The sequence below is a fragment of the Lishizhenia tianjinensis genome (assembly GCF_900116425.1).
In the GTDB taxonomy this organism is placed as follows: domain Bacteria; phylum Bacteroidota; class Bacteroidia; order Flavobacteriales_D; family Crocinitomicaceae; genus Lishizhenia; species Lishizhenia tianjinensis.
On record NZ_FPAS01000005.1, the window covers coordinates 89,573 to 107,370 of the forward strand.

The following is a 17,798-nucleotide window of genomic DNA, read 5'->3' on the forward strand; positions in this document are numbered from 1 at the left end:
TAATAGTAGGAAAAAGGTTGCACTAGGTTTATGCGTACTACAATATTTAACATACTTTTATCGCAGATTGCTAAAAAGATGAGAAAAATATTTACTGGATTACTACTAACTATCGCCACTTTAAATTATTCCTCAGCCAATACACCACCCGCTTTAGGTTATTGGCATAGTGAATTAAGTATCAACGATAGTACTTCCATTCCATTTACATTAATCACTGAAAAAAAGCCCAACAATGAGCTTTGTATTAAAGTAAAAAATGCCTCTGAAATTATATGTCTTAAAGCCTTAGAACCGAAAAATGATACCTTAGTTTATGCTTTTCAAGACTTTAACAGTAAGCTTTACATCACCAAAGATGGAAAAGACGCTTTGAAAGGATACTGGCAAAATTTACAGCGTTCTGAAGACTACATCCTCCCTTTTAATGCTTCATATATAGGTAAAACATTAGAAAGTTCTGATGCTTCAATTACCTCCATAGAAGGGAAATGGAAAACTGTTTTTAACTACACTTCTACTACACCTTACCCTGCTTTGGGTGTTTTTAATCATATGGCAGGATCTGCAAATGTTGCAGGAACTTTCTTAACTGAAACGGGTGATTATAGATTTTTAGATGGTGTATCTACTGAAGGAAAAGTGCAACTTTCTTGTTTTGATGGAACCCATGCCTTTCTTTTTGAAGCCGATTTAGTGGCGGATACTTTATGGGGAACTTTCTATTCTGGTAACCACTGGAAAACAAAATGGTACGCAGTAAAAGACAACTCTTTCCAATTGGCTGATCCTGATTCTTTAACCTATGTAAGAAAATCTTTAGACACCTTTGACTTCACATTTAAAGATTTGGAAGGAAATGATTTTACTTATTCACAATCCAATTTAGAAGGTAAGGTTGTATTGATACAAATCATGGGAACATGGTGTCCGAACTGTTTAGACGAAACAAAATATTACAAGGAATTACAAGAAAAGTATAAAGATCAAGGCTTGGAAATCATTGCGGTATGTTATGAAGCTAGCAAAAGTTTTGAAGCTCAAACCAAAAGTGTTCAACGCTTAATTAACAACTATGAGCTAGATTATACCTTTTTAATTGGAGGTAATGCTTCCAAAACTTTGGCTTCTGAACAATTCTACTTTTTAAATGAAATTATCTCCTTTCCTACTTCTATTTACATCAATAAGAAAGGAGAAATTGTGAAAGTTCATACAGGGTTTAATGGTCCTGGAACCGGACAAGTTTACCTTGATTACAAGAAAGAAACAGAGGCATTAATCGAACAATTATTGGCTGATTAATTCCGGTCTATTTTCTGCATTCAATAAGATCCAAGCCGTGTGGTAAACCAGACGGCTTACTTTTTCCACCTTATCAAAATCAATTTTATCTACCGTATCTGTAGCTTGGTGATAATCCTCATGTACCCCACTGAAATAAAAGATGCTTGGCACATCATGCTTTGCAAAATTATAATGATCTGATCTGTAATAAAACCTATTCGGATCTTCTAAACTATTGTAGGTATAGTCTAATTCTAGATTTACAAATTCAGTATTTGCCCTTTCGTTGGCATCGTGTAAATCATTGCTCAACATATTACTTCCTATGATATAGACGTAATCAGCTTTCCCTTGATGTACTTCATCTACCCTACCTATCATGTCTATATTTAGATTGGTAATGGTATTTTCCATGGCAAAAATTGGATGATCAGAATAGTAAGAGGAACCTAAAAGTCCTTTTTCTTCTCCGGCAACGGGCATAATCAACAAACTTCTTTTTGGTCCATTCCCTTCATCCTTCGCACGTTGAAAAGCCTCAGCTATTTCTAACAAAGCAACAGTTCCTGTTCCATCGTCATCTGCTCCGTTAAAAATTTTTCCATCGTGGGCACCTATATGATCATAGTGGGCGGTTAGCACCAAGACTTCATTTTTTAAGATAGAATCAGTTCCTTCTATAAAAGCCAATACATTTTCTGTATCTAACACTTTTGATGCGGTGCTAACGGCAAAAGAAAAGTCTAATTTTTTCAAGCTCTTTCCTACTTTATTAACATCCACAAAAAGTAAAGGAACTTGCTCCTTTTTATCGTCATCGATTAAGGTCATTTTAGAACTCGTAACGTGATGTTCCAAAATTTCAAAGTGCTTTTCGTAGTTATCAACAATACACGTAACACTGGCTGCACCGAACTTTTTTAAAGCTCTATATTCTGCAATGATTTGAAAACTTGTAAGTGTATCGTTGGCATAAAAAACAACATCATTCCCCTTGATACTACTTTCTGAAGTTGCTTTAAGGTCTACAATCAGTTTATAACTTCCTTCTCTCTGACTTTGTTCATTGGCAAACAAGTAGAAAAAGTCTTCTTGAAGTTGAAGCTTCTTCTTGTGCAAAGTGAGAGATCCTGAAAAAACGGTCTCTAATACTTGAAAGGGAAACCTGTAATCGGGATGGGATGGTGGAGCTTGGAGTCCGTCTTCTTTAAAAGAAGCTATTAAATAGTCCGCCGCTAATTTCTGACCTTCATACCCTGTTTCTCTTCCCGCAAAAGAATCCGAGGCTATTACATGAAGGTGTTTAGATAATTCTTCCTTATTAATATAGTGGGCATAATCTTCGGCTTTACCTTGAGATAAAACCGAAGCGCTCAAAAAAAATATAGGTAGATAGATTAGAGATTTTAACATGCACAAGCAATTTTATCTACTCTTCTTTGGTGACGTCCACCTTCGAATTCAGTTGTTAAAAAAGTCTCTACCATTTCTAAAGCTGCCTCTTCAGTAACAAAACGAGCTGGTAATGAGATGATGTTTGCATTGTTGTGTTCTCTAGCTAACTGAGCAATTTCATTTTGCCAACACAAGGCACATCTAATTTCTTGGTGCTTATTTGCTGTCATGCTTATTCCATTTCCAGAACCACAGATCAAAATTCCTAAAGTTCCTTCATTTGCAGCTACTTTATCTGCTACTGGGTGAGCATAATCAGGGTAATCAATGCTATCTTCAGAATGACATCCGAAGTCTTCAAACTCGTATCCTTTTGCACTAAATACTTCTTTGATTTTCTCTTTTAAAGCGTAACCTGCATGATCACAACCAATTGGAATAACTCTTTTACTCATTTTACCGTTTTTTATTTCTACAAAAATAAGGCTTAATAGGTGTAATTAACAATTTTCAAGCTTTCATTCTATGTTTTATACCCTTATTAACATTCATCTGTAGTTATTAACAATTGCCCAAAATTGCCTTTTGTAATCGCCTTGTTTTAAAGGAGTTTAAGAAATTGACTTTTGCACAAGAATTGTGACTAAATTGTTAATACTTGTCAAGTAAAAATGAAAAGAAAGACTTGGAATATTCAATTTAAATTCCAAACCAGAATAGAATTGAAAAAAGCAATAGTAAGTTATTATTTTTTCCGCTTTGTTATTCACATAGTTTTGGAGGGTTAAAAACCACTTTTAACTAAAAAAGTTTTTCATAGTCATTGATTTCTTCAAATTGTTAATAACCTATCTAATCCTTTTAAAATCAACTTGCAGAAAACTATCGATTTCGTTAATAACCCTAAGCTTAAATGTGAATTACGATAAAAACAACTGAATATTAAGATTCTTTTACACAGTATTAACACCTTAATAAGTAATAGTAAAACCTTTTTAAAAAATTCTCTTTTCTTTTTTTCTTATTCTTTAGGGTAAATAGATGAAACTTGGATTATTGAAAAAAAATGGCTATCTCTAATTTCATCCACCTTGAAATCTACCTAAACACCTATAAACAAAGGGCTTTACAAATCAATAAGAATTTAGTTTAACGAATTTATTCGCACTCAAAAGTAGCTTGCACGAAGAAGGTTTTCGATTTTAAGTTTTTACAGTTATTCACAAACAAAAATCACTACCTATATATAGATGGAAAAAGCATGTTAAAAATGAGTTGGAGTGGCTAGCGTTTTTGTGAAATAAATCTGATAGCGTGAAAAGCTATGAAGAGCGTATAGATTTAAGAGAATTTTTAGAGCTTTTAACAGGTTTGAATTGTTTATGTTAATAACCCCGTAAGTCCTTTGAAATACGTTACTTATATTCTAATTCCATAAAGTACTTTGAATTGTTTTTTCATCTGAAAAGGTTAATGTATATTTGCAGCCTCAAAATATATGTAAATGAGCGCTTTTTCTAATAGACACATAGGTCCAAATGCTGCAGAGAAAACTGCCATGTTGGAGAAAATAGGTGTTAAATCTGTTGAAGAGTTGGTAGACAAGACGATACCAGCTCATATCCGTTTGAAGGGAGAATTAAATATAGACGCTGCTTTAACTGAGGAAGAGTATTTGGCTCATGCTCAAGAATTGGCTGCGAAAAACCAAGTATTTAAGTCTTTCATAGGTTTAGGATACAACGAAACAATTATTCCTCCAGTAATTCAACGTAACGTTCTAGAGAATCCAGGATGGTATACGGCATACACGCCTTACCAAGCTGAAATTTCTCAAGGTAGATTAGAAGCTTTGTTGAATTTCCAAACCATGGTAATGGAACTTACAGGAATGGAGTTGGCAAATGCTTCATTGTTGGATGAGTCTACTGCTGTTGCGGAAGCTATGATTATGTTCTTTAACGCAAGAAAAAGAGCTGATGTAAAAGCAGGAAGAAATAAGTGTTTCGTTTCTGAGTTCTCTTTTCCACAAACTATAGACGTAGTAAAAGGAAGAGCTGAAAACTTAGGAATTGAATTAGTAATAGGTAACCCAGAAACTTTCGAAGGAGATGCTACTTTCTTCGGAGCTTTGGTACAATACCCAGATGCTTTAGGTAGAGTAAAGAAAAACTTGGAAGGATTTATTTCAAGAATGCACGCAAAAGACATTAAAGTTTCTGTAGCGGCTGATTTACTTTCTTTAGTATTGTTGAAATCTCCAGGTTCTATGGGAGCTGATGTTGTTTGTGGATCTACACAACGTTTCGGTGTTCCTATGGGGTATGGTGGACCTCACGCAGCTTACTTTGCAACAAAGGAAGATTACAAGAGACACGTACCAGGTAGAATTATTGGAGTTTCTAAAGATGTGGATGACAATGTAGCATTGCGTATGGCTTTGCAAACACGTGAGCAACACATTAAAAGAGATAAAGCAACTTCTAACATCTGTACAGCACAAGCTTTATTAGCTGTTATGGCAAGTATGTACGCAGTTTACCACGGACCACAAGGTATGCGTGAGATTGCAACATCTGTTCACAACAAAGCGAAAAAAGTTGCTGAAGGTGCAGTTGCCTTAGGATACGAATTAGGATATGATCAATACTTCGATACAATTTGGTTGAAAACACCAGTTGGAGTAATGACGCACGATATCAAAAAAATAGCAGAAGCTAACAAATTCAATTTCCGTTACATCAGCGGTTCTGAAATGACTTTAAGTTTTGGAGAGCGTGTAACAGAAACAGATATTAACGGAGTTTTAGCTGTATTAGCAGCAGCTGTTAAGAAAAATGCTACAGCTACTACTTTAGATACAACTATCGCTTTAGAGGATGAGTTCATGAGAACTGATGCTGTGTTTACACACGAGGTTTTCAACAAATACCACTCGGAGTCTAAAATGATGCGTTACTTGAAGCGTTTATAGAACAAGGATTTATCATTGGTACACTCTATGATTCCATTAGGATCATGTACGATGAAATTGAACGCTGCATCTGAATTAATGCCGATTACTTTCCCAGGATTTGCACACATGCACCCTTTTGCACCATTGGAGCAAGCACAAGGGTACCATGAAATGTTTGCGCAGTTAGAGAAAGATTTATGTGAAGCTACAGGTTTTGCTGCTATGTCTTTACAACCTAACTCTGGAGCACAAGGTGAATACGCTGGATTGATGGTAATTAAAGCTTACCACGAAGCTAACGGAGATGCAGACCGTAAGGTTTGTTTAATTCCTTCTTCTGCACACGGTACTAACCCTGCATCTGCAGTAATGGCTGGTTTCGAAATCGTTGTTACGAAGTGTGATGAAATGGGGAACATCGACGTGGAAGATTTGAAAGCGAAAGCTGAAGAACACAAAGATAGATTAGGTGCCTTAATGGTTACTTACCCATCAACGCACGGTGTATACGAAGAAGCAATTCAAGAAATTACTTCTATTATTCACGCACATGGTGGACAAGTTTACATGGATGGTGCAAATATGAACGCTCAGGTTGGTTTAACTAACCCAGGTAACATTGGAGCAGACGTTTGTCACTTAAACTTACACAAAACATTTGCTATCCCTCACGGTGGTGGTGGACCAGGAATGGGACCTATCGGAGTAGCGGCTCACTTAGCAGACTTCTTACCAGGATCTGTTATGTTAGAAAAAGCTGGAGGTTCTAAAGCAATTAATGCAGTTTCTGCAGCACCTTACGGATCGGCGTTAATCTTAATGATTTCTTACGCTTACATCAAAATGTTAGGAGCTGAAGGATTGAGACATTCTACAGAAATGGCAATTGTAAATGCAAACTACATCAAAGCAAGATTGAGCGAGCACTACGGTATTCTTTACACAGGTAAAAACAATACGGTAGCACACGAAATGATCTTGGATTGTAGAGACTTTAAACGTGATGCAGGAGTAGAAGTTGCTGACATCGCTAAGCGTTTGATCGATTACGGATTCCACTCTCCAACTGTATCTTTCCCAGTAGCTGAAACATTAATGATAGAGCCTACTGAATCTGAAGATAAAGAAGAGTTAGACAGATTTTGTGATGCTATGATTAGCATTAGAAAAGAAATCAAAGAAATCGAAAATGGTCATGCAGATAGAGAAAACAACTTGTTGAAAAATGCACCGCACACTGCAGATTGTATTATCAATAAAGATTGGAACTATCCTTACTCTCCACAAGAAGCTGCTTACCCAATTGAGTACTTAAAAGATTACAAATACTGGGTTCCTGTAAGAAGAGTTGACAACGCATTTGGTGATAGAAACTTAATTTGTTCTTGTCCAAGTATTGAAAGCTACGAAATGGCTTAATGTATTTGAAACGATAGATTTTAAAGCTCTTCCTTGTTTAAGGAAGAGCTTTTTTTATATTGGCCCATAGCTTATGCAAAGAACAAAACACATTTGGAACAAATTCATTTTCCCTTTTGTACTCTTGGGATATTATTTCTATTTCTTTTACCTGCTGTACAGTTTAATAAGTAGCGAAGAATTCAATTTTACGCCCGTATTTGGGCTTTTACTCTTCCTAAGTATACTCTATGTGTTTAGCATGAGATACGTGGAGAAAAACAGCCTTTATATTAGCCGTAAACAAAAATCGCGCTTAAACTACTCTGTACTCTTTCTTCCGCTCTTGGTATTGTATGTATACCACAGTATAGATCCACTGGCGTTACACACCTGGTATATCTTGATTATTCCGGTAGTAGTCGATTTGATTATAAATCAAATTAAGCACAACAATAAGGCATAAAAAAACCGCTACTTTTCAGCAGCGGTTCTTCTTAACTTTATTTTCTTTTAGGTAAATAATACACTACCTCCGTATTGAGAAGAATCTACAGGATTCACTACTAATACGGGTATTTGTGCATCATTGGTAATCATGTACTGTTCGTAGTTGTTACTGAAAGCTCCGAAAATACTGTTTTTGTGTATGTTCATAATTGCAATTAAATCAGCGTCAACGTGAATGGCGTGTTTTACAATTTCCTTATCAAATCCTGAAGAAGGAGCCAATGTAGCCGTAATTTCTATATCTCTTTCACTAAAGAATTTCTTAGCGAATTGGATGTTTGCCTGAACTTTGTGTTTCAAGAATTCATCAGTTTCATCTGGAGTAATAACGTGTACTCTAGATTTGAAGTAACGCGCCATAGAAGCAACGATAGCTAATTTTTGCTTGGTCTCTTTATGTAAATCTAAAGGAACTACGATATCATCGTAACCCGAATCTTTTACTGGCTTTAATTGAGTAACCACGAAAGGTACTGAAGAGTAAGAAACTACTTTTAAGGCATGAGATCCTGTAATTTTTTGTACTCCTGAAGCGCCGTGCGTTCCCATAAAAATTAATTCAGCATCGTGTTCTGCTGCAAATTCACCTATGTCATCAAAAATATTACCCACACGTACCGAAGGAATAATTTCAACATCTTCTGCTGCGAATTTTTCCAATTGTTTAGCCAATTCTTTACGCGCATCTTCTAAATGCTTTTCTTTTGCTACAACGTGTAATGCATATATTTTTGCTTTTACAAATTTGGCAGTAACAATAGCATTTCTCATGGCATTATCTGCTAATTCTGTAAAATCGTGGGGAACAATAAATGTTTTATCAGACATATTCTAGTTTTTGGTTTTATAGCCTATTACAAATTTACGTAATCTTTCATTAAGACAGGCTCCTATTTACATACTTTAATATTAGTAATAATCTGTTAATATTTCAATCTAATTCATAAATAAAGCTTAATATTTAGAATACTTTTTCTTTCCCGTTGTGCTTTAAAATTGTAGCAAATATATGCTATGTCTATAACCGGTAATTTGTTAAAAGAAACTGCGCGACTCAGTTACGAATTTTTACCTCGCACGGTAAGGAATCAAGCTCAGGATTTTACATTAGAAAAGCTCCTACAAAAAGCAAAGAAAACAGAGCTAGGAATGCACTTCGATTTTGAAGGAATTCTGAATCATACAGACACTACAGCCGAATTCATGCGAAAATTACCGCTCTATACTTATGCGGATTTTCACAAAGAATGGTTGTATAAATCACTCCAAGGAGAAAAGAATGTGATTTGGCCAGGGAAAATAAATTATTTCGCTTTGTCGTCAGGAACTACGGTAGATGCCAGTAAAAAAATACCTGTTTCGGATAAGATGATACGTCAATTTCAACGTACCAGTTTTCAACAATTGGCAGAGCTTTATGAATTTGACCTTCACCCTAAATTTTATAATTCTTCTGTACTTACCGTTGGTGGATCTACCAAATTAGAGCGTACAAAAGATTATCTACAAGGCGACCTTTCTGGTATACTACAAAAAAATAAAAGTTTCGTTTTCAAGCCCTTTACAAAACCCAATAGCAGTATAGCCAAGCTATCGGATTGGAATGAAAAAATGGAGCAAATTATAGCTAAGGCACCGTCGTGGGACATAGGAGTTATTGCGGGTGTTCCAACTTGGGTATTGATGCTGATTAACGGAATAGTAAAAACACATAAATTAAAGAGTATACATGACATTTGGCCTAATTTTTCACTGTACCTGCACGGTGGCGTTTTTCTTGATGGTTATCGCGAGAAAATTGAAGCACTCTGCAGCAAAGAAGTCTTCTTCCAAAACACATTGTTAGCATCTGAAGGTTATTTTGCTTATCAGAAAAATGTTTATCAGAAAGGTTTGAATTTACTTTTAAACCATGGAGTGTTTTACGAATTTCTAGAGGAAAAGTACTTTTCTTTGGTCAATGAAGAACACAATATTAAAGACCTACCAACCTTAAGTTTGAGTCAAATAGAAGTAGGTAAAAACTATGGATTAATCATCTCTACTTGTTCTGGATTATGGCGTTATTTAATAGGAGATGTTGTGCGTTTTCAAGACTTAAAAGATTTTAGATTTGATTTGGTAGGAAGAGTTTCTCAAACTTTGAATAGTGTTGGAGAACATTTGTCCATAGAAAATTTAAATGATGCTGTAAATAGAACAGCCGCAACCTTTGGCCTAAACGTACAGGAGTTTTGTGTATATCCGTCTAAAAGTGGAAACCGACATAACTGGTATATAGGTGTAAATGCAAAGGTTGATACACGTCGTTTTGAAGTAGAACTCAACAGTAATCTTTGCGCGTTGAATGACGACTACAAAACATTGCGTAAATACATGTTGAAAAGTCCGAAAGTAATCGCCTTACCCGTTGAGAAATTCTATGACTTTTTAGAAAGTAGAAATAAATTGGGCGGACAACATAAGTTTGCCCGCGTCATGAATAAAAATCAAGCCTTGGCTTGGGAAGCTTTTTTAACACGTCTGGATTTGTAATACTTCACCATACCATTGAAAAATACGGCGAATACAATAAGGAAAGCTCCGAGGTAGAAGTATTCGCCCACTTTTTCATTTTCGTTTAAAAAGAGAGCGGCAATAATCATGGTATAAATAGGCTCCATGTTTATACTCAAGGAAACTGTAAAAGCACCTAAAAGTTTGGTGGTTTCTACCGATGCTAAAAAGGCCACAGAAGTACAAATTATCCCTAAGAATAATAACCAAGCCACATCCTCACCATTGATTTTTGTTAAGTTGGCCTGAAGTTCATTGAACCCGAAAGTTGGTGCCAATAACAAACAAACAGATAAGAGTATAAAACCACTAAACATTTCGTAAAGTGTGATGGTAGCGGCAGATGTTTTATTTACTAAGTATCCATTGAAAGTTGCAAAAAGTGCCGCAAATAAACCAGCCATGAGTCCGAAAACGATGCCCAAAACATTGGTTTCTACTGTAGAATCAAAGGTAATAATGAGTATACCTGCAACAACCAAAAGACTTAAAACAAATTCAGAAGCCAAAAATTTTCGTTTCATTACTATGGGCTCTAACCAAGAAACGTGCATGGTTGCAGTTGCCGCACAAACTATGGCTAAAGATGCTGTGGATACCTGAACACTCAAAAAGAAAAATAACCAGTGTAAGGCTACTAAAAATCCAACGCCCACTGTTTTTAAGGCAGTAGCTTTGTGTTGAATGATGATTTTCTTTTTCAGGATGAGCATGAACGCAAGCAAGGAAAGAAAGGCAATTCCCATTCTATACCATACAATTCCAAGGGCATCTAGATTTATCCATTTACCAAGAATAGCCGTGTAACCCCAAAGGAAAATAACGATGTGAAGTAGGATCTGATATTTAAAAACTTTGCTCATTGTAACTAAAAATGTGGCGCAAATTTCGGTAGAATGATTGATTTCTAATGCAATTTGAAAAAATAATAATGTCCATACATGTCTTTTTGAGCTATTCTTCCGTTCTTCGTTGAAACTTAATTTTACCTAAAATGTCAAAAACCTTAAAAAACTACCTCCTCTTTTGTTTATTGCTTCTTAGTTTTTTCTGGGTTATTATGCCTACTTCCGGACATGGATATGATACGTATTGTTGGCGTATCTGGACAGAACACGTTTTCCACGTGGGCTTACCAAATATCTATTATGGAAGTACAGATTACTTGCCTTTGTATCACTACATTTTAATGCTTTATGGTGAAGCTCAGGGTAGTGTAGAGGCCATAGGTCGCAACCTACATTATCTAAAATTAGTTACCCTTTGCTTTCAATTTGTAAGTGGTTATTTTCTTATAAAATTGCTTTGGACCAGTAAAATGACTTGGGAAAGAGCCTTGTTATTTGCAGCTGCTTTTTTGCTGAATATAGCCGTAATGTATAACACTTTAATTTGGGGACAAGTAGATGGTATCCTTACCTGTTTTGTATTCATTGCTATCTATTATGCCTACAAGAAAAGGGTCGTATTATCACTTATTTTTACCATACTGGCTTTGAATTTTAAACTCCAAGGCATCATCTTCTTACCCTTGATAGTTTTGTTATTACTTCCCGTTATCAAGGAAAATATTACTTGGAAAAAAGTAAGTATTTGGGTATTGGTTCCACTCAATATACAGTTATTAATATTATTACCTTTCATTTATTCAAATACCTTAGGGAATGTATGGAATGTTGTTAGCGGTTCTTTTGGTAAATATCCTTCCGTTTCAATGAATGCGTATAACTTTTGGTTTTTACTCTTTGATGGTGATTTGATGAAAATTGAAGACAGTACTCTTTACCTGGGATTGAGTTATAAACAATGGGGATTACTCTTATTTTTTGCTTTTAGCTTTCTAACCTTATGGCCCTTGTTACTTCAAGTTTGGAGGGCAGTTTTTAACCAAATAAGCTTTAATTTTCCTATGGATAAAATGTTGCTAATAGCCGCCTTAATTCCTTTGTTGTTCTTTTTCTTCAACACGCAAATGCACGAGCGTTACAGTCACCCGGCTTTAATTTTCTTAATAGCTTATGGTTTATTAAGTAAGAGGTTTTTAATCCCTGTACTCGGATGCATGGCATACTTTTTAAATATGGAAGATGTCTTTAGGTTTCTGGCCTTAAAGAAGTATGGAATATTATTTTTTGATACAGATTTTATCGCTGCACTTTACCTGTTGTGCATTCTTTTGTTATTGAAAGATTTGTATGGAATCAGGTTTTTTAAGAGGGAAAGAAAACTCTTTTTCTTCGGAAGATAAAATTCAAAAATTCCCATGTTTTTGGCTATTTTAGCCCCATGCAATTTAAGGATGTTGTAGGACACAAAGCATTAAAAGATCACATCATTAATGAGGTGAAAGAAGACAGGGTGAGTCATGCTCAACTCTTCTTTGGTAAAGCAGGTTACGGACCATTACCTTTGGTTTTGGCTTTTGTGCAATATATGTTTTGTCAAAACCCTACAGCAGAAGATAGTTGCGGTACGTGTCCTTCATGTAGAAAAGTAAGCAAGTTAGAACATCCTGATTTACATTTTTCTTTTCCTACCATACAGACCCTTTCCAAAACTTCGGATGGAATGATCAAGGAGTGGAGGGAGCAAGTTATTACTCAGCCTTATTTCAATTTGTACAATTGGATAGAGCGCATAGATGAAAAGAAACGTAAACCCATTATTGGGGTAGCAGAGAGCGCAGAGATTTTACGCAAGCTAACCTTAAAATCTTTTGAAGGCGGTAAAAAGGTTATGGTAATTTGGATGGCCGATGAAATGCACGTTTCCTGTTCGAATAAATTGTTGAAAATCATAGAAGAACCGCCCAAGGATACAGTTTTCTTTTTGATCAGTGAAAGTGTAGAGAACATTTTGCCGACCATTAATTCGCGTACACAAAACGTACATGTTCCGCGTATAGACGAGGATGATTTGATGCGTTATTTGCTCCAGAAGAAGTTTACAACAGAAGCCTCTGTGAGCAGTATAGGTTTGCGTGCCGAAGGAAACTTGATAGAAGCGGTAGATCTTTCTGGTGCCCACGAACAAAAAGATGTAAACAGAGAATATTTTGTTTCCTTGATGCGTGTGTGCTACAAGAAAGATGTAAAAAGTATGTTGGGCTGGGCAGATGAATTGGCACAGTTGGGTAGAGAAAGACAAAAGAACTTCTTGAAGTACGGACTCTACATGATACGCCAAAGTATGATGAAGAATTATACCGACGATTTACTCATGCGTTGTTCCGACGAGGAAGCCGATTTCTTGGCCAAATTTGCCCGTTTTATTACCGGTAACAATGTTATGGACTTCTGCGAACTCTTCAACGATGCCCACTACAACGTAGAGCGTAACGCCAACCCTAAAATTTTGTTTACCAACATTACTTTTGAAATCATGCGCTATATACATAGGGCATAAAAAAACGGAAGCCTTTCGACTCCCGTTCTTCTATTTCACAGCTATCGTTTAATAATAGAGTTTTAAGGTATCTATACCATTTTCACCAGTAAGTCTAAGGGTGTCTTCAATGATATAAGTACTGTCATTTTTGGTAACCTCCAACTGAGAAAGAAAGATGCGTTGGTTATCAACTCGCGTGGCCGTTAAATGATCTGTACAACCCTCGAAGTAACCAGATGGAGAAAATGAATTTGAACCACTATGTGGAAACCAATATGACCACGTATTATCACTACCTAATGTCAAATCTTTGAACCTCCATCTTACTTTATCATTTGCGTCAAAACAGTTGATATTTTTAAAATGATGTATCCACTGTATTTTTTGTACAACACAGTAATTAAGTATGTTTTCTAGGTCCTTAGATATGGCGTAGTAAGGAGAAGGTTCAAAAATCAACTCTTTTCCTTCTGTAAAGCTTAAATCAACCTCAGGTATGTATTCATATTTAGCTTTATCGGCAGCATTGAAAACATAAGAAGCTCTACCACTTGCGTCAGTGTATCCCTCCCATACTAGTTCCATTTTTGATTCTTTGGGAAGTATATAGCTTTTCATTCTATAAATTTTTACCTGAACCCCCTCAAATTCCTCGAGGGTTACTGGGTTAAACAAATGGAAATGAACTCGTGTTTCTTTGTTAGATTTTTTAATGCATCCAGTCGTTAAAATTAAAAGACTAGAGTACAATAATACGTTGTGTACTAAATTTTTCATGGTTATTAATTTTAATAATATAAACACCCTTCGTAAGCTGTAATTCTTGTTTGTTTTCTAGTATATTTCCTTGGGTGATAAGTTGACCACTAAGAGAATATACTGCGTAGGAATAACCTATATTGAACTCTTCTAAAAAGTTTAAAAAGACGGTACCATTCGACGGGTTAGGGTATATATTTACCCATTTATCTTCCTTAGAATCAAATGTATTTCTTTGAGAGCTATTTTCGCTATTGGGATTTTGAGTGTTAGTTGAATACGAACTCTTTGAGCGTATACATTCAACATTTTCAATTTTGAAATGAGAATTCGTACCTGCGAGAATATCTGTACCGACTTTAATAATTATTTCTTCTCCAGCCTTAACATTTATTCTTGAATTGGCTTGAAAAAAAGCTTTTTTAAAGTCGGTTCTATCCGTTACTTTCTCACCTATATAAACCTTTTTAGGTGCATGAATAGTTGCCTGATAAGTGTAATTATTTCTACAAAAGCCACCATAATTTTCATTTTGTATGTAGGCATTTTCATGATCAACTTCATAAAGACAGAAATCTAAAAGTGGATGGATGAATGAATTGCCAGCACGTACAAAAGGCTCGTCATAATTTAAGTAGTCGTATCTTTCAACTTTGTTACACAGAATATGTTCTTCATTAATATTAGAGGAAAAAACAGCATCAAAGGGTGTTACTTGGTTATAGTGATTGTTTGGATAAGGTAAATGGGGATATCCATAAAATTCATTTGAATTTCCCGAATTATAATCTTGTAAAGATTTAAACATAAGTTTATTATCAGCCATGCTATAATCCATCCTATGATTTGAAGAATTAGGATCAAAATTTTGAATATCATGGCAGAAAATTGTCGGGGTAAAACAAAATTGAGTGTATTTCTTTTTTTCATCTGGAGTACCAAGTGGAAAAGATAATGTCATTAACATAACAATGGCATCTAGAGGATTGTCATTAACAGTTACGGTTCCACCTGGAGCATTATCGAGGACTAAACATTCTGAATTGGTAACAAATTGATTGAGAGCAAGCCAATTACCTTTACTAATTTTTTCCTTCCAAGCAAATACTTCATTTCCACCTTGTAAATTAAATTGACTACTTGTTTTATTGTCCATATATGTTTTTTGGAACGGTATTAATCCTTCAATATGAGGGTAGGGATACTGTTGATTTGTATTATTATAATTTCCTTTATTTGCTCCTTGGGCAATAGAAATATTTCTCGTGAAAGAAGGATATCCAGGTATATGGGTGTTTTTAATATGATTGTAGGTATTAAAAGTATTCATCAATTGATTTCTAAATGTACTTGGTCCTTGATTAGGAGTTTCGTTAAAAGCTACATCTCCAGTTTCTTTATAATAATAGTGTAATAACTCTTGAGTTAGAGGAGCCTCTAGAATTTGATTTAGACCATCTAAATACAATCCTAAATTGGGCCAATCAGAATTATTATACATATGTTTAACCATGTGTTGAGCAGCCAGTGGGATATTAGCACCTTGATGTTCTCCGTCGAAGGAAATAAATAATTTAGTTTGATGATGGATGTTGTTTTCATGTAGGTGACTATATTCCATTTTGAGTAACGCTAGTCGAGTAGCAATTGCTCCGGCACTGTAGGATAGGATTACATTTTCTTCATATGATCCATTAGAGTTTTTGAGGTAGTTTATATACTCTATTAAATTTATTAGGACATTAGCATTTCTTTCAGCGTGTTCATTAGGTGGAAAAAACTTACAAATCACAATATCATAACCATTGTTTCTCATAGTTTCAATCAAACCAAAATTGTTAAAATCTGTATATAAATCATCGAAATTCGCTGGCCATTTTGCTTTAAATATGTTAAGGTTATTAAAGTGTTGATTATCAGTGTATGGTCCCCATCCGGCAACAACTATAAATGGTTTTACTAATTTATTTCTACCACATGCATATTTAATTCTGTACTGTAATTCTGGGTCGTACTTAAGGCCGTCAATAGTTCCACTTATATCGAATTCAAATTTTTCTGCTTTTCCTTCTAAAGGGTTTGTCTTAAGAATGTTTAAATGAAAAGTATTTGAGAAAGTAGTGGCATCATCATAAATAATTTTGATTTTTAATTCTCTTAATTCTTGGTCTATGTGGTCGAATAAACGAAAGGTTTCATTTTCGAATAAGGAGTATGTTCTTCCATTGATCGTTAACTCTACTCGTTTTATTCCTTTTTCTGTGTTGGTTAGGAAGTAGTCGTTGTTCCAGTAAAATCTCACATTTGGATTGATGAGGTTGGTTATAAAAGGTCCGGCCATTTGAACGTTGACCATATAAGCGTCATTCTCCGTGAACATGGGGTAGGGTTTATCACTGCTCCAGTCTTTGACAATTCGTTCCTTGTCTAATTTCAAACGTTCAAAATCCATATCAAAAATTAAAAGAGGTATGTCCATGTTTGCGTTTGGTGTTACACGGTAGAAATCAGCGTAGATAGGAGAAGTAATATCTGTTTTTTTAAAGGTTTGATCTACGTCAGATTTCTCCATGATGTGCAACATTTGTATCAATTTGTCTCCATTGGCTTTATCCGGATTTCGCAACTCAGATAAGTAGGAGTTGAAGTTAAACTCTTCATCCATCCATTGATAATCTAAGTTTAAAAGGTAGCCTGAGCTGAATGTTGTAAGGTTAGTATTTGAGTAGGCGTATTCAACATACTCTTGTTTTGAACTAAAGGTTCTTTCTTCTGTTTGTGCCGCTAGCATTCCGCTAGCGCACACAATTAATATGTAGATTAGGTTTTTCATGACTCAACTATTTAAGGTTAGCACTAATTTGTTGAATAATTAAGGTTTGTTGTACCAACAACTCTTGCTGCGCTTTCAATACTTTTTGCTGTTCTTCCAAGGTAGCTTTGAGTTGAGCTTGTTCTTTGTTTTGAGCAATTAAGTACAAGGTTAATTCTTCTACTTTCTCCATGAGTAATTTGTTGCTTGCTCCTAGGTCTAAACCTCCAGAAATTATAGAGTCTGCAGCGGGAACATTAGGTAGATGACCTTCTTGTGCTATATAGTTTTCTAGGCTATCTAAACTAATGAGGTCATATTTGTCTTCAAAAACGTAATCTGGCCAAGCATCTAAGTTTACTCTAATTTCTCGAGCATATAAAACACCTGCATTTGTAAGTTTGAGTACTTTTTGGTGGTTGTTTTCAACCAACATAATGTTAGCGTCAGCGGTTTTGGATAATCCAGAACTAATGTGGAGATTAGCTTCGGGGTTCATGACTTGAATTCCGACTTTTGCATTGGTAGGACATGCTGAAATGGTTACAATTTTTCCGGGATAACTGGCCCAAGAAGGCGTTCCGTTAATCATGTTTCCATACTTGTCTTGACAATTAATTTGATAATCTCCATTTTGTAAATCGTCGTTAGAGACAGCTTGTGCAATACTGTAAGAACATGTTAATGTTAGACTTGCGATTGCAATGATTCGAGTAGTTAATTTTAAAGTTTTCATCT

General features: G+C 35.3%; 12 protein-coding genes and 1 pseudogene. 6 read left to right on the forward strand and 7 right to left on the reverse strand.

Features of this window, described 5'->3' with window-relative positions; all coding sequences use genetic code 11:
* Nucleotides 1-78 precede the first annotated feature (78 nt).
* Nucleotides 79-1,305: a peroxiredoxin family protein gene (locus tag BM327_RS13155; protein ID WP_170853766.1), complete on the forward strand. Its 1,227-nt coding sequence runs from the start codon at nt 79-81 to the stop codon at nt 1,303-1,305.
* Here BM327_RS13155 and BM327_RS15960 read toward each other — a convergent pair.
* Both BM327_RS15960 and rpiB read right to left on the reverse strand, forming a co-directional pair.
* Nucleotides 1,291-2,700 carry a M28 family peptidase gene (locus BM327_RS15960; protein ID WP_090251324.1) on the reverse strand — a complete coding sequence of 470 codons (1,410 nt, stop codon included), beginning with the start codon at nt 2,698-2,700 and terminating at the stop codon, nt 1,291-1,293. The genes BM327_RS13155 and BM327_RS15960 overlap by 15 nt on opposite strands.
* Nucleotides 2,694-3,137, reverse strand: coding sequence for a ribose 5-phosphate isomerase B (rpiB, locus tag BM327_RS13165; protein WP_090251328.1), 444 nt, complete (start codon nt 3,135-3,137; stop codon nt 2,694-2,696). The genes BM327_RS15960 and rpiB overlap by 7 nt, the downstream gene beginning before the upstream one ends.
* A 1,049-nt stretch (nt 3,138-4,186) precedes the next feature.
* Between rpiB and gcvP the strand changes: the two are divergent.
* Both gcvP and BM327_RS13175 read left to right on the forward strand, forming a co-directional pair.
* Nucleotides 4,187-7,057: pseudogene (gene gcvP, locus BM327_RS13170) on the forward strand (aminomethyl-transferring glycine dehydrogenase).
* A 73-nt stretch (nt 7,058-7,130) separates the two neighbouring features.
* Nucleotides 7,131-7,502, forward strand: a complete 372-nt coding sequence (locus tag BM327_RS13175; protein WP_090251333.1) for a hypothetical protein — start codon at nt 7,131-7,133, stop codon at nt 7,500-7,502.
* Nucleotides 7,503-7,549: 47 nt separating this feature from the next.
* On the opposite strand, the gene BM327_RS13180 is transcribed toward BM327_RS13175, so the two are convergent.
* Nucleotides 7,550-8,374, reverse strand: a complete 825-nt coding sequence (locus BM327_RS13180; RefSeq protein ID WP_090251336.1) for a universal stress protein — start codon at nt 8,372-8,374, stop codon at nt 7,550-7,552.
* Nucleotides 8,375-8,560: 186 nt separating this feature from the next.
* Here BM327_RS13180 and BM327_RS13185 point away from each other — a divergent pair, with 186 nt between their 5' ends.
* Complete coding sequence (locus BM327_RS13185) at nt 8,561-10,081, forward strand: GH3 family acyl-acid amido synthetase (RefSeq protein ID WP_090251341.1); 1,521 nt, start codon at nt 8,561-8,563, stop codon at nt 10,079-10,081.
* Here BM327_RS13185 and BM327_RS13190 read toward each other — a convergent pair.
* Nucleotides 10,036-10,965 (reverse strand): DMT family transporter, encoded by a 930-nt coding sequence (locus BM327_RS13190; RefSeq protein WP_090251345.1) that lies wholly within the window; start codon nt 10,963-10,965, stop codon nt 10,036-10,038. The genes BM327_RS13185 and BM327_RS13190 overlap by 46 nt on opposite strands.
* 131 nt (nt 10,966-11,096) lie before the next feature.
* Between BM327_RS13190 and BM327_RS13195 the strand changes: the two genes are divergently transcribed.
* Both BM327_RS13195 and BM327_RS13200 read left to right on the forward strand, forming a co-directional pair.
* Nucleotides 11,097-12,350: a hypothetical protein gene (locus BM327_RS13195; protein WP_139230376.1), complete on the forward strand. Its 1,254-nt coding sequence runs from the start codon at nt 11,097-11,099 to the stop codon at nt 12,348-12,350.
* Nucleotides 12,351-12,388: 38 nt separating this feature from the next.
* A complete protein-coding gene (locus tag BM327_RS13200; RefSeq protein ID WP_090251354.1) occupies nt 12,389-13,507 on the forward strand; it encodes a DNA polymerase III subunit in 1,119 nt (372 codons plus the stop codon).
* Nucleotides 13,508-13,555: 48 nt separating this feature from the next.
* Here the strand turns inward: BM327_RS13200 and BM327_RS13205 are convergent, their stop codons facing one another.
* The 3 genes from BM327_RS13205 to BM327_RS13215 are packed head-to-tail and all read right to left on the reverse strand — an operon-like array spanning nt 13,556 to nt 17,796.
* Nucleotides 13,556-14,266, reverse strand: a complete 711-nt coding sequence (locus BM327_RS13205) for a hypothetical protein (protein WP_090251359.1) — start codon at nt 14,264-14,266, stop codon at nt 13,556-13,558.
* Nucleotides 14,229-17,081, reverse strand: a complete 2,853-nt coding sequence (locus tag BM327_RS13210) for a T9SS type A sorting domain-containing protein (RefSeq protein WP_090251362.1) — start codon at nt 17,079-17,081, stop codon at nt 14,229-14,231. Before BM327_RS13210 ends, BM327_RS13205 begins: the two co-directional genes overlap by 38 nt.
* Before the next feature lie 7 nt (nt 17,082-17,088).
* The gene (locus BM327_RS13215; RefSeq protein ID WP_090251366.1) at nt 17,089-17,796 is read right to left on the reverse strand and encodes a hypothetical protein; all 708 of its coding nucleotides are present in this window, start codon (nt 17,794-17,796) and stop codon (nt 17,089-17,091) included.
* Between the last annotated feature and the right edge of the window lie 2 nt (nt 17,797-17,798).

Bases quoted from the DNA above. Each gene is read 5' to 3' on its own strand.
- BM327_RS13215 (WP_090251366.1), bottom strand. From the start codon at position 17,796: ATGAAAACTTTAAAATTAACTACTCGAATCATTGCAATCGCAAGTCTA.
- BM327_RS13185 (WP_090251341.1), top strand. From the start codon at position 8,561: ATGTCTATAACCGGTAATTTGTTAAAAGAAACTGCGCGACTCAGTTAC.
- BM327_RS13210 (WP_090251362.1), bottom strand. From the start codon at position 17,081: ATGAAAAACCTAATCTACATATTAATTGTGTGCGCTAGCGGAATGCTA.
- BM327_RS13175 (WP_090251333.1), top strand. From the start codon at position 7,131: ATGCAAAGAACAAAACACATTTGGAACAAATTCATTTTCCCTTTTGTA.
- BM327_RS13195 (WP_139230376.1), top strand. From the start codon at position 11,097: ATGTCAAAAACCTTAAAAAACTACCTCCTCTTTTGTTTATTGCTTCTT.
- BM327_RS15960 (WP_090251324.1), bottom strand. From the start codon at position 2,700: ATGTTAAAATCTCTAATCTATCTACCTATATTTTTTTTGAGCGCTTCG.
- BM327_RS13190 (WP_090251345.1), bottom strand. From the start codon at position 10,965: ATGAGCAAAGTTTTTAAATATCAGATCCTACTTCACATCGTTATTTTC.
- BM327_RS13205 (WP_090251359.1), bottom strand. From the start codon at position 14,266: ATGAAAAATTTAGTACACAACGTATTATTGTACTCTAGTCTTTTAATT.
- BM327_RS13155 (WP_170853766.1), top strand. From the start codon at position 79: ATGAGAAAAATATTTACTGGATTACTACTAACTATCGCCACTTTAAAT.
- rpiB (WP_090251328.1), bottom strand. From the start codon at position 3,137: ATGAGTAAAAGAGTTATTCCAATTGGTTGTGATCATGCAGGTTACGCT.
- BM327_RS13180 (WP_090251336.1), bottom strand. From the start codon at position 8,374: ATGTCTGATAAAACATTTATTGTTCCCCACGATTTTACAGAATTAGCA.
- BM327_RS13200 (WP_090251354.1), top strand. From the start codon at position 12,389: ATGCAATTTAAGGATGTTGTAGGACACAAAGCATTAAAAGATCACATC.